This is a genomic window from Bradyrhizobium frederickii (genome assembly GCF_004570865.1).
GTDB lineage: Bacteria > Pseudomonadota > Alphaproteobacteria > Rhizobiales > Xanthobacteraceae > Bradyrhizobium > Bradyrhizobium frederickii.
Genome location: NZ_SPQS01000002.1, coordinates 202,396 through 214,000, shown reverse-complemented (window position 1 = coordinate 214,000; position 11,605 = coordinate 202,396). Strand labels below are relative to the sequence as shown.

Annotated in this window: 13 protein-coding genes and 1 pseudogene; 7 read left to right on the top strand and 7 right to left on the bottom strand. The window is 64.1% G+C overall.

What is annotated here, in order from left to right:
• Window positions 1-112 precede the first annotated feature (112 nt).
• From E4K64_RS03810 to E4K64_RS03800, 3 genes are all read left to right on the top strand, one after another.
• Window positions 113-1,303, top strand: a complete 1,191-nt coding sequence (locus E4K64_RS03810) for a urate hydroxylase PuuD (protein WP_135162241.1) — start codon at window positions 113-115, stop codon at window positions 1,301-1,303.
• Between the two features lie 150 nt (window positions 1,304-1,453).
• Window positions 1,454-2,311 carry a VOC family protein gene (locus tag E4K64_RS03805; RefSeq protein ID WP_135162240.1) on the top strand — a complete coding sequence of 286 codons (858 nt, stop codon included), beginning with the start codon at window positions 1,454-1,456 and terminating at the stop codon, window positions 2,309-2,311.
• Between the two features lie 77 nt (window positions 2,312-2,388).
• Window positions 2,389-2,664, top strand: a complete 276-nt coding sequence (locus tag E4K64_RS03800; RefSeq protein ID WP_126256609.1) for a hypothetical protein — start codon at window positions 2,389-2,391, stop codon at window positions 2,662-2,664.
• Here E4K64_RS03800 and E4K64_RS03795 read toward each other — a convergent pair.
• A complete protein-coding gene (locus E4K64_RS03795) occupies window positions 2,661-3,704 on the bottom strand; it encodes a L,D-transpeptidase family protein (RefSeq protein ID WP_135162239.1) in 1,044 nt (347 codons plus the stop codon). The genes E4K64_RS03800 and E4K64_RS03795 overlap by 4 nt on opposite strands.
• 184 nt (window positions 3,705-3,888) lie before the next feature.
• Between E4K64_RS03795 and E4K64_RS03790 the strand changes: the two genes are divergently transcribed.
• Complete coding sequence (locus E4K64_RS03790) at window positions 3,889-4,851, top strand: lytic transglycosylase domain-containing protein (protein WP_135162238.1); 963 nt, start codon at window positions 3,889-3,891, stop codon at window positions 4,849-4,851.
• Window positions 4,852-4,891: 40 nt separating this feature from the next.
• Here E4K64_RS03790 and E4K64_RS41065 read toward each other — a convergent pair whose 3' ends face one another.
• Complete coding sequence (locus E4K64_RS41065) at window positions 4,892-5,038, bottom strand: DUF1236 domain-containing protein (protein ID WP_235884535.1); 147 nt, start codon at window positions 5,036-5,038, stop codon at window positions 4,892-4,894.
• A gap of 236 nt (window positions 5,039-5,274) precedes the next feature.
• Window positions 5,275-6,009, bottom strand: a pseudogene (locus E4K64_RS03785) (DUF1236 domain-containing protein); the annotation flags it as partial.
• A gap of 116 nt (window positions 6,010-6,125) precedes the next feature.
• On the opposite strand from E4K64_RS03785, the gene E4K64_RS03780 reads away from it, so the two are divergent.
• Window positions 6,126-6,593, top strand: a complete 468-nt coding sequence (locus E4K64_RS03780) for an NUDIX hydrolase (protein WP_135162237.1) — start codon at window positions 6,126-6,128, stop codon at window positions 6,591-6,593.
• A 33-nt stretch (window positions 6,594-6,626) separates the two neighbouring features.
• Here the strand turns inward: E4K64_RS03780 and E4K64_RS03775 are convergent, their stop codons facing one another.
• The gene (locus E4K64_RS03775) at window positions 6,627-7,610 is read right to left on the bottom strand and encodes a Bug family tripartite tricarboxylate transporter substrate binding protein (protein ID WP_135162236.1); all 984 of its coding nucleotides are present in this window, start codon (window positions 7,608-7,610) and stop codon (window positions 6,627-6,629) included.
• A gap of 455 nt (window positions 7,611-8,065) precedes the next feature.
• Between E4K64_RS03775 and E4K64_RS03770 the strand changes: the two genes are divergently transcribed.
• Window positions 8,066-8,653 carry a hypothetical protein gene (locus E4K64_RS03770; RefSeq protein WP_135162235.1) on the top strand — a complete coding sequence of 196 codons (588 nt, stop codon included), beginning with the start codon at window positions 8,066-8,068 and terminating at the stop codon, window positions 8,651-8,653.
• The gene (locus E4K64_RS03765; protein WP_135162234.1) at window positions 8,650-8,925 is read left to right on the top strand and encodes an HGGxSTG domain-containing protein; all 276 of its coding nucleotides are present in this window, start codon (window positions 8,650-8,652) and stop codon (window positions 8,923-8,925) included. Before E4K64_RS03770 ends, E4K64_RS03765 begins: the two co-directional genes overlap by 4 nt.
• A gap of 166 nt (window positions 8,926-9,091) precedes the next feature.
• On the opposite strand, the gene E4K64_RS03760 is transcribed toward E4K64_RS03765, so the two are convergent.
• The 3 genes from E4K64_RS03760 to E4K64_RS03750 all read right to left on the bottom strand — a co-directional run bounded on the left by E4K64_RS03760 (window position 9,092) and on the right by E4K64_RS03750 (window position 11,345).
• Window positions 9,092-9,274, bottom strand: a complete 183-nt coding sequence (locus E4K64_RS03760) for a hypothetical protein (protein ID WP_135162233.1) — start codon at window positions 9,272-9,274, stop codon at window positions 9,092-9,094.
• Window positions 9,275-9,457: 183 nt separating this feature from the next.
• Complete coding sequence (locus E4K64_RS03755) at window positions 9,458-9,688, bottom strand: DUF3606 domain-containing protein (RefSeq protein WP_135162232.1); 231 nt, start codon at window positions 9,686-9,688, stop codon at window positions 9,458-9,460.
• 265 nt (window positions 9,689-9,953) lie between these two features.
• The gene (locus E4K64_RS03750) at window positions 9,954-11,345 is read right to left on the bottom strand and encodes a TAXI family TRAP transporter solute-binding subunit (RefSeq protein ID WP_135162231.1); all 1,392 of its coding nucleotides are present in this window, start codon (window positions 11,343-11,345) and stop codon (window positions 9,954-9,956) included.
• Between the last annotated feature and the right edge of the window lie 260 nt (window positions 11,346-11,605).

Here is an 11,605-nt window from a genome sequence, read left to right as displayed (position 1 = left end):
GCATTCCATCGTACTGGAAAATGCGGCCGATCGATGCGACAGATGTGAGGGCGCGGCTGCACGTCGCGGTCAGCAGTGCCGCGGCATCGCCGCCACGAATGTTGGGGGCATCATGTGGGGATCCATCATATCGGAATGGGCGAGCCTGCTGCTCCGCTGGCTGCACGTGGTGGCGGCGATCGCCTGGATCGGCAGTTCCTTCTACTTTATCGCCCTCGATCTCAGCCTCAGGCCGAGACGCGACCTGCCCGATGGCGTGCAGGGTGAGGCCTGGCAGGTCCATGGCGGCGGCTTCTACCGGATCATGAAATATCTGGTCGCCCCCAGCCAGATGCCGGACGAGCTGACCTGGTTCAAATGGGAGGCCTACACGACCTGGCTGTCAGGCTTTGCGCTGATGGTGGTGGTGTATTATCTCGAGGCCGACCTGTTCCTGGTCGACAAGTCGATCCTCGACCTCACGCCGTTCCAGGCCGGCCTGTTCAGCTTCGCGAGTCTCGCGCTGGCATGGCTGCTCTATGAGGCCGCCTGTCGCACCGGGCTCGCGCAGCGCGAATTGCCCTTTGCCATCGGCGGCTATCTGTTCCTGGTCGCGCTGACCTATGCCTTCACCCATGTGCTGAGCGGCCGCGGCGCATTCAACCAGATCGGGGCGATCATCGGCACCATCATGGTCGCCAACGTCTTCGCGCTGATCATCCCGAACCAGAAGAGGATCGTGGCGGCGCTGATCGCGGGGCAGTCGCCCGATCCGAAGCTCGGCAAGGCCAGCAAGGAGCGCTCGGTCCACAACAATTATCTGACGCTCCCCGTCGTCGTGCTGATGATCAGCAACCACTATCCCCTGCTCTACGCCACACGCTTCAACTGGATCATCGTCGCGATCATCCTGGCGCTCGGCCCGGTGATCCGCCATTTCTTCAACGAGCGGCACGCCGGGCGCAAATCGCCATGGTGGGTCTGGGGCGTGGCGGCAATCGGCGTCATCGCGATCCTGTTCCTCTCGGCAGCCGGCCCACGCGAGGTGAGGACGGGCGCGCTGTCAGCACAACCCACGCGCAACGCTGTCGAGGAGATCGTGATGTCCCGGTGCAGTATGTGCCACGCGGCCGAGCCGGTCTGGGCCGGGATCGTGACCGCGCCGAAGGGCATCCTGCTCGATACGCCCGAGCACATCCATCGCAACATCCGCTTGATCGGCCGTGTCGCGGCCTGGTCCGGCGCGATGCCGCCGGGCAACATCACCGAGATGACCGGCGAAGAGCGCGCGATCCTCGCCGCTTATCTCGCGCAGGCCCGCTGACCTGGTCATCCAACGGCGCCGCATTTCGCGAAATGAAATTCCGCATCTCGCGCCGATTTGAAAATGACTTGGCCGCCTATCCGGCGTAGACAGGACCAGCGGCCGCCGGCGCGGCGGTCCAAGTCAGTTTGCATTCGCGGGAAGAGAACAGTGGCTCTCAAGAACGTCATCGGTATCGACCACGCCGTAATCATGGTGAAGGATCTCGACCAGGCCGCCGAGAACTACCGGCGGCTCGGCTTCACCGTCTCTCCGCGCGGCACCCATAGCGCGCATATGGGCACCGGCAATTACACCATCATGTTCGATCCCGACTATATGGAGCTGCTCGGCGTGCTCGCCGCGACCGAGCACAACGCGCCGGCGCGCGCCTTCCTCGACAAGCGCGGCGAAGGCATCGAGCGCATCGCATTCACCGCGGTCGATTCCACCGCCGGCGCCGAGGAGATCCGAGCCCGCGGCCTGACGCCGATCGGCCCGACCGATTTCGAGCGGCCGGTGACGCTGCCTGATGGCACCGTCTCGGCGGCGAAATTCCGCACCTTCATGTGGCCGACCGCCGAAGCGCCCGGCGGCGTTCGCATTTTCGCCTGCCAGCACAAGACGCGCGAGACCGTGTGGATTCCCGAGCTGATGAAGCACGCCAACGCGGCGAAGCGGATCAAGCAGATTCTGATCGCAACGCCCGAGCCGGCGCAGGACGCCGCACATCTCGGCCGGCTGATCGACCGCGAGCCGAAGGCGGACCCCGACGGCGCCGTGACCGTGCCCTCCGGCGGCGATCGCGCCGACTTCGTCTATCTCACGCTGGAGCAGCTCGGAAAGCGCTATCCCGGCGTGCCACTCGCCGGCCTCGCCGAGCGCGGCGGCGCAGCGCTCGTGCTCGTCAGCGGCGATCTCGCGGCGACGGAGAGGGCACTGGGGTCGGCTGCCGTGCGCAGTGGGCCTGCGGTCTGCGTGCCGCCAGCCAAGGCCAACGGCACCCTGCTCGCCTTCATCGCCGATTGATTTGAACTAATTCTTTAACGTGTGTTTACCCGGCGGCTCTAGGATTCCCGGCAATCCAAGCCACCGGGGTCCAACGCATGTTCAAAGAGGGATCGCCGATCGCCTATGACGCGCCGGCCGAATTGAAGAAGTGGCCGTCGCTGAAGGGCGAGAGACAGAAGGACCGAGGTCCGCCCTATCTCGTCTACAACGGCACGCTCGCCGACTGCGTCCGCGAGCTGATGGGCAAGCCCATCAAAGGCATCTCGCTCTACGACATCATGACGAAACCGCAGGCCGCCTTCGACCAGACGGTGCTGTCGCCCGGCGACGCCGCCGAGATTGCGATGCGCAAGGACTTCCCCAAGGACTAGTTCGACGAGGTCGCCGCCCGCTTGCCGGCCGCCGTGTCCCGCTGCTGCGAGGAGGATTCCGTCGGCGCATCGAGGAAGACGACGGGGGTGCCGCGCTTGGCATTCTCGCCGAGCACACGCGCGTCCCAGTTGGTGAGCCTGATGCAGCCGTGAGAGGCGGACTTGCTGACCCTGTCCGGCTCCGCCGTCCCGTGGATGCCATAGCCCTGTGCCGATAGCCCGATCCAGTACGATCCGACCGGGTTGTTGGGACCCGGCTTGATCTCGAAGGGCGTTTTGGATTTCACGCTCTTGAACTTGTATTCCGGATTGTAGTGATAGGTCGGCAGCTCATGGGTGCCGGTGACCTTCAGCGTCCCCGTCGGCGTCGGGCGATCCGGACTGCCGATTGACGCCGGGTAGAACGCGACCAGACGACCAGAGCCCTCGTAAGCCTTCAGCGTCGCGCGCGCCTTGTCGATCTCGATCCGAACGATGCGCGGAAGCTCCCGACGCGCCGGTACGTTGGCCACGGCAATCGTCTCGCCGATCTTGTCGAACGCCTTTCCCGGATTGAGCGCCTTCAACAGCTCTTCGCTCATATGGAATTTTTCAGCAAGCCCTTCGAGCGGGCTGGTGTAGCTCAGCGCCTCCAGCGACTTCATCTCCTCGAGCTTGGTTGGCAGCTTCTTGAGGAATGGCCCCTTCGCATCCGCGTCGGTGATCTTGTAGTCGACGAGAACAGAGCCTTCGCTGGCTGCGTTCAGCTTGTCCCAGAGTTCAGCGCCGATGGTCTTGTCGAAGCCAAGTCCGTTCTGCTCGGCGAACGCCTTCAGCGCCTTCTGCGCGTTCTCGCCGAGCTTGCCGTCGATCTGGCCCGGAGAGAATTGCGCACGATCGAGCAGAATCTGAAGCTTCGTCACCGGCGCGCTGATCTTGTCCGCAGCTGGCTGCTTTTCCGGACGCGCTGCATCGTTCACTGCCTTCGCATCGAGATTGCCCGCGAGCGCCGGGCAGACGAGCCACAGCGACATCACCACGCCAAGCATCCATCGCATCATGATCGCTCGTCCCATTTGAAAATCATGATCCGCACAATCGCGGGCAGTTTCTTTTTGGGAACACCGTAGTAGCACCGAAGGAACCGGCGAGATCGCAGCTTTGCCGCAATCGGAAGGTTAAGGACTTCCTATCGCCGGCGCATCGCTGGCCGTTCATTCCCACAGTTCGAGGTTGTCCCAGCAAATGCGATTTGTCGTCGCGGCTTGTGCCGCGTTCCTGATTCTGATGTGCGACCTCGATCCGTCGGCGTCCCGGAAGACATCAACTTTCAACACCGCCATCCTTCAGAACAACCATGCCTCGCCACTGGTTCCGGTGGTCGAACTCTTCCTCGCCAGCGTGCAGGCCATCGAGCTGGCCAACGCGCGCGCGGCGCATGAGGAAACAATCGAGCCGCTGCGCGCGAGCGAACCCGTCGCCGAAGGGCCGGTTTCGCCGACGGATAAATTCTGTCATGCGCTTCGCGAAGCCGCCGAGGCCAGCGGCATTCCCGTGCCGTTCTTTGCCCGCCTGCTCTGGCAGGAGAGCCGCTTCAAGTCCAACGAGGTCAGCCATGCCGGCGCGCAGGGCGTAGCGCAGTTCATGCCGGAGACGGCCGCCGAAGTCGGGCTCGACGATCCCTTCGATCCCATGAAGGCGCTGCCGGCATCGGCAAAATTCCTGCGCAAGCTGCGCGATGATTTCGGCAATCTCGGTCTCGCCGCAGCCGCCTACAATGCAGGTCCGGGCCGCATTCAAAGGTGGCTTGCCAAACAGAGTGAGCTGCCACGCGAGACGCGCGACTATGTCCGCATCATCACCGGCACCAAGGCCGAGGACTGGACCGAGCGCTCGGAGGCCATTGCAATCCGGATCGACCTGCCGCGCGAGGCGCCTTGCGAAGGTGTCGGCAGTCTCTCGAAGGCCAAGGACGTGGCCTGGGTTCCCGTCAACCTGACGTCTTCCGCGATCGCTTCCATCCGCAAGGCCGAACAGCTGGCCGCCCGGCTGACGGAGAACCGTGCCCGCAAGCGGTTCGCGAGCCTGCTGCGCAAGAAGGCGTCCGCTCACGGCAAGGCGCGCAGCATGATTGCAGCGCGCGCGGCAGGAAAGAGCGCGAAGGCCCGCGCCGTTCGCTTCGCATCACGCGAACGGCCCTCGGGCTAGTGCTCGGAGCCACCCGCGAGGGTGGCTCCGACATTCACCGTTAGTCGATCTCCTCGATCACCCGCCGTTCGCGGGGCTCGATGACGTAGGTCCGGGTGTCGCGATGGATGTAGCGGTATTCCCGCAGACCCGGCGCATCCCGATAGACCGTGCTCGGGAATTCCTCCACTTCGACACTGTCCGGCACGCGATCGCCGACGCGGATCTCCGTTCGCGCCGTGCTGCCGGTGGTCCGCGCCTCGCTTCGCCCTTCGGTGCGGAATTCGCATGCTTGCGGATCACCTCACGATCGCGATCGGAGAACTTGCTGGCGCTGCGCTCGCGCGTGGTCGTCGTTGTCGCGGTGGATTGCCCCGAATACGGCAACACCGTCACGATCTTGTACGTCGCCGGATCGACCACCACGATCTGATCCTTGACCAGCGCAAAGCTGTAGCCGCGATATTGCGGCACGATCTCGACGACGTCCGGCGGTAGCGTCGAGAGATGCACGTCGCGCGGCACCACCGTGCCGACATTCAGCGAGAAATTGACGCTAGTCAAAGGCCGAACGTTCAGGCGCGAGATCAACGTGCTGATCCTTGTCTCCTGCTGGCGGTTGAGATTGACGTCGGTCTGCGCGGCCGCCTGCGAGCCGGTTCCGGCCCGCTCGCCCTGCGCCTGATTGCTGGCGGGCGCATTCGGCGCCTGCTGGGCCTGGTTGGTTCCGGACGCCGCAGGGGCCTGCTGGGCCTGATTGCTGTTGGTCGGAGGCGGATTGGACCGATCCTGCGCCTGGTTGCTGTTGGCCGGTGGCGGGTTGGCGCTCTGCTGCGGCGCGGGCTGGTTGCCGGCCGTGTTCGAGGTCGCGGTGCCGCTCTGCGGCCGCGAAGTATCCGTGCTGTTCGCGGCATTGCTGGGCGTGCTGGGATTTGCAGCCCCAGACGACGCGGGGCTCTGCGTATTCTGTGCCGACGTTCCAGTCGCCGGTGATTGCTGCGGCTGCGATGTGGTGCGCTGCGTATCAGCGGTGCCGGATGGCGAAGAGGTGGACGGCGCTGTGGAGTTTGTCTGGGATTGCGGGGTTTGATCGGACTTCGTGGTCGTGCTGGGCGATTGCGCAAAGGCGGCGTTCGCCAGCACCAGCCCCAAGGCCGTGGTTGCCAACAGGCGGATCATGGGTCACTCCCTCTTATTAAACTTATTAAATGAACGTTGGCTACTAACCTGCGCAAAAACCGCCTGTTCCACTTTTTCCCAACCGAAAGGGTGGACCCTTCTGCACGGAACCCGCGATGCCATCGAAGAGTGCCGGGATCATCGCCTATCGGAGGCGCCGGAAGCTCGAGGTTCTCCTCGTTCATCCCGGGGGGCCGTTCTGGCGCAACAAGGATCTCGGCGCATGGTCGATCCCCAAGGGGGAATATGCGGACGAAGAGGATGCTGATATCGCCGCGCGGCGGGAATTCGCCGAGGAGCTTGGGCTCGAGCTGTCCGGGCCGCTGACGGCGCTTGGTCAGGTCAAGCAGCGCGGCGGCAAGCTCGTCACCGCCTTCGCTGCTGAGCTCGATCTCGACGTGCGCAGCGTTCGCAGCAACACGTTCGAGATGGAATGGCCGCCACGGAGCGGCAAACGGCAAACCTTCCCGGAGGTCGATCGTGCCGAATGGTTCACGCTCGAAGCGGCGCGGGAGAAGATCAACGCAGGCCAACGCCCGCTGCTCGACCGGCTGGCGCAGCTGGCCGGCGACGAGGAAAGTTGACCGCAATCATGATCATTCGAGCAAGCGGCCTTCTCACTCCGCCTTGATGTTCGCCGCGGCCACGACCTCGGCAAGCTCCTTCGTCTCTTTCGCGATCTTGGTGGCGTAGTCGGCCGGGCTGAGCACGCTGACGACGCCTTGCGAGCCGAGCTTCTCCGCGATCGCCGGATCCTTGGCCGCCGCGACGATTTCCCGGTGCAGCGTCTCGAGGATCGGCGCCGGCGTCGATTTCGGCATGAAGAAGCCGACCCAGAATGAGATGTCGAAGCCGGGATAGCCCGCTTCCGCAACGGTCGGCACGTCAGGCAGCGCCGGCAGCCGCTCGGCCGACGACACCGCGAGCGCGCGCAGCTTGCCGGCCTTGACCAGCGGCACGGCGGAGAGCGGATCGAACACTGCCAGCACCTCCTGTGCGAGAATCCCGACCTCGGCGGCCGAACCGCCGCGATAAGGCACGTGGATCAGCTTGACGCCGGCCTTCTGGCTGAGCAGCTCCATGGCGAGATGGGCGAGGTTGCCGTTGCCGCCCGAGCCGTAGGCCAGCGCACCGGGCGCGGCCTTCGCCGCGGCAACGAGATCGGCCACGGTCTTGATATCGGCCGTCTTGGGATTCTCCGGATTGACCACCAGCACGAGCGGCGCCGACACGACGGTGGTGAGCGGCGCGAAGTCCTTTTCCGGATCGTAGCGGATGTCCTTGAACAGCGTCCTGTTCAGCGTGATGGTGGAGGAGTTGCAGGCGAGCATGGCGTAGCCGTCCGCTTCGGCCCGCGCGACGCCTTCGGCCGCGATCATGCCGTTGGCGCCGGCGCGGTTCTCGATCACGAAGGGCTGTCCGAGCTTGCTGCCGAGGCGATCGCCGACGATGCGCGCGACGACATCGACCGGTCCGCCCGCGCTGAAGCCGACCATGACCTTGACCGGCCGCACCGGATATTTCTGCGCCATGGCTTCGGTCGACAGCACAGCAGCGCACAATCCGGCGATGACGGCGAGCAGGCGGACGGTTCGTTGCATTGGTTCTCTCCCCAGACCTCACCAGCGCCGCTTGTGCAGGCTTGTTGGTGCGACGCATTGAAGGATCATGAATAGCGGGCGTGCCGGATTTCGCAATCGCGTTCGGGCGTCTTCATTCCGCAGCACGGCAGGTACGCACCTCCGCCAAACAAAAAATGCGAAAACAACCCCATGCACAGTAGACGGCCCCAGTCGAAACAACGACTTACGCGGGGGCACCCATCTTCGGATGTTACGAAATCGATTTTGACTCGTCGGGCAAAACAGGGGCATAATGCCATCATCGCGACAACCGTGAGCAACCCGGCCTGCTTGGCCATGGGTGCCGGTTTCAATCGCGCATAAGCCCTTCATCGACATCTGAAAATCGAAAACCGCCGCACGGCAGCTGCGCGGGTCGGCCTCGCACCAGCGGGGCCCCTTCGCGCCTGCCGTGGGCCCAAGGAGATATCGCCATGACGACAGCCCTGACACGCAACGGCACCACGCCCGTCACCAAGCATGACCGCGGCAAGCCGAGCCCACGGATCAAGCTCACCGCAGAACACATCGTGATCCAGCATCCCGACGCCGAGGCCGGCGAACGGCTGTTGGGCGAGGCGCTCGGCGCCGTCGACCGCGACGCGCTGCACGGCATCCTCAAGCAATTGATGAAAGCCAGCGTGATCCTGCAGAAGCCCGACGAGGCCAATCTCGCCTTCATGGTCTCGATGATGAAGAGCATCGCTCCCAGGGATTCGCTCGAGGCCATGCTGACAGCGCAGATGGTGTCCGTTCACGTCGCCACCATGCGCTCGGCCTGCCGCCTCGCCTTCACCGAGGACCTCGCGCAGCAGGAAGGCATCGCGCGCACAATGACCCGGCTGGCCCGCACCTTCGCCGCCCAGATCGAGGCCCTCAACCGCCACCGCGGCAACGGCGAACGTCCGATCACGGTGCAGAATCTGTCGGTGCAGGATGGCGGCAGGGCAATCGTGGGGAATGTCGCGCAGCATGCGCACCTGACGGTCGGCGAGCAGGGCAGCCAGGGCGCCGACTCGTGAGCGCCGATCACGTCCGCAACACGCGTGCGATGGCGGCGAGCCCGCGCTGCGGCGCCAGTACGCGCGGCGGCCTCGCCTGCCGCGCGCCGGCCGTGCGCGGCAAGCTGCGCTGCCGCATGCACGGCGGTGCCCCGGGATCGGGCGCGCCATGGGGCAACCGCAACGCACGCAAGCATGGCGCCTTCACGCGGGAGCGGATCGCGGAGCGAAGGGCGATCCGGGAGCTACTCGATGAGGCGGGGAAGCTGCTGGGGGAGTTGGACTCGAATTAATGGAAAGCAGGGCCAGGACGGAATCCGGCTAAGGCAGCCAGTTCGTTTGGGAAAGAGATGTGGGACACCGCAACGTCTCCGCCATCAACAATTCCGGACAGGCTGGCCTCCATGAAGCACTGCAACGTCAGGGGTTGGCGACATCACCGGCTCGCCGGCCGAAAGCCTAGTGCGGTCCTTTCGCCGGATTGGCGGCAGAAATCTCTAGCCCTGCCTGCTCCAGCGCCTGGGTAATCTGCTTCGCCAGCAGCTTGGCCTCTTCGGTCCCGATCTGGGCGTCGGGATGTCCTTTGAAGAAGGCGCAAATGGTCGTGGCGATGATGGTGTTCACCTGGTGCAAATCATCCATTTGATACACACGAAGTCGCCAACTGCTTCACCCAGATGGGTGGCGGTCGGCCCGCATGAGAACGATCAACGCAAGCCAAAAAACGACAGAATGGCCGCGATCACGACGATGAGTCCTACGAGGTAAATCAGGCCGTTCATCTCAGTTCTCCTTTTCGATGGGATGATTGAGTTTATCCGGGGATCATGTGCCGGGGATCATGTGTCCGCCCTTGGCGCTGCACTGCTCAACGAACTCGAGCTTTTCGAGCTGAACTTCCTTCTCTATGGCCGCCAGGGAGTTACCGATCTTGTCGACGATCCTGACCAGATCGGCATCGGAGATCTTGAGGCGCTTGCGAACGGACTTGACCTGGTTCGCATTCGCAAGATCGAGCGTTGTGCGAATGACCCGTGGCGGTCTTGAGCGCAGCATGAGAAGGTCTCCTGACCAAGCTAAGAGCGACAACGTCGCTTTTGTTCCGATTATTCCCGGGCCGCGCGGTCCTGAATGACGAATGAGCGAAACGGCGAGGTCAACGTCGCTATCGACACGGCAATGCGTGCCGGCTGAGGAAAACGCCGACCGCGTCGGAAGCCGGGTGCCCGCAAGCAGAAGTTAATCCCGACTGTGCCCTCGGTCTTTGCATTGCGGGGCATTTGCGCGCGGGGATCGACCGCGGCAGTTTCAGATGGTCGCCTCACCCTCGCGGCGCCGTCGCCGCGCCTCGAACGGTTTCGAAGTTGGCGCGCTGCAACGCGGCTCGTCGGTCCGCGATGGCATTGCTCAACAGCCCGAGCACCAGAGCAAATGCCGCGAGTTCGTCCTGCTCGATAGCGCCGTCATCGTAGCATTCGAGCGTTTCACCGATGAGGGCGTCGGCCTCGCGCTGCAAATCCAGAAGTTCCTGGTTCGATCCCGCGGTGCGCGCGCTGAAAACCATGGCCAGGATCCTCTTGCGGTGGCTGTTGGTTTCCTCTCTTTCGTCGCGATTCAAATAGCGACGCAACCAGGCGGCGGCCGAGCCGATCCCCGACAGAAGCAGCAGCCCGAACCAGAAGTAATCGCCGTACCGGTCAAGAAAGGTACGCTCGTTGCCGTCGATGACAGCCGCCGCTCCTCGATGGACCGGCAGTTCGGTGTCCTTTTCGACGTCCGGCTTGGTAATGTGCGCTGCACCCGGCACCTGCCTTGCAATCGCCTGGCGAACGGCAAAGAGCTGGCGGAAAAAGGCCGAGACTGTCGTTTCAGGCAGGGACTTTCTCGCGACGATGAGGTGGCTGACGCTGATTGTTTCAACCTTGTCGTCCGGCCACGCCGGATCCGCATTGAAGACGCTGGGCGGAATTTCCTCCGATTCGTACCGGGGGTGCCTGAGGGCAATCGCTTCCGATGTCTCGATTGCGAGAAACTTCGGCGCGCCGCGCACCCGGGCCGTTGCAGCCACAGCATCGGATGTGATCTTGCTGTCGAGCGGCCCCACCGCCATGAATGCATCGAGGGTCGGATCGCGCGCCAGCTCTTCGATCTGGTCCGTGCCAAAGTGTGTCACGACGACCTTGTCCGACTCCACTCCGGAGGCGCTCAGGATGACGCGTAGCAATGCGGCGTTGACCGGGGTCCGGCCGATCACGCCGACGCGGCGCCCTGCGAGATCGCCGACCTCCTTGATTCTGGGCGAAGGCTTTCTTTTCGAGCTCTTCCCCGCGGCTCCAGACGGAGCCCACAGCACGACGAAGTTCTTGCGTACGACGGCAACGGTCTGCGCCTCGGCGGGCATGTCCAGATCGCCCCGCCCGACGGCAAGCTCGGCCTTGCCAGCCCCAAGCAGAGCGAGGGACTCCACCGCTCCATCGGTCTTGATCGGGAGCAGCCTGACAGTCCGGCTTTCGCCGCCGAAGGCCTCGGCCATCGCCTGAATGACTTTGTGGTCGTCGCTGCCTGGTGGTCCAACGGCGATCCGGAGGACGTCGGGCCGCAACGCATAATAGAGTGCGCCCGCCGCGCCGCCAAAGACGAGGAATCCCACGGCGAGAGCCAAAAGCAAGGAATTGCTCCTCCTCCGCTCCCGACGGGCCGTCTCGCTTGTCATCTGACTTGTACTTTCGGACGAAGAGATTGCCGCCGCTGGCGGCAGGGGAAGGCGCGTTTACCCGGCAGGATGCCACGTTTTCCCGAATACAACGTCTGGCGGCCGTCCTGGTTCAGAAGGGCCGCCCGAGGCCGGGAATACCACCTGCCCGGCACTTCGCCATGACGGTCCAGAGGCACCTGGTCAACGCCGTGCGGATTGCCGGCTGAAGCCACAATCCGGAATGAGGGGGGCGCGCTACTGCCATTGGCGCCCTCCTC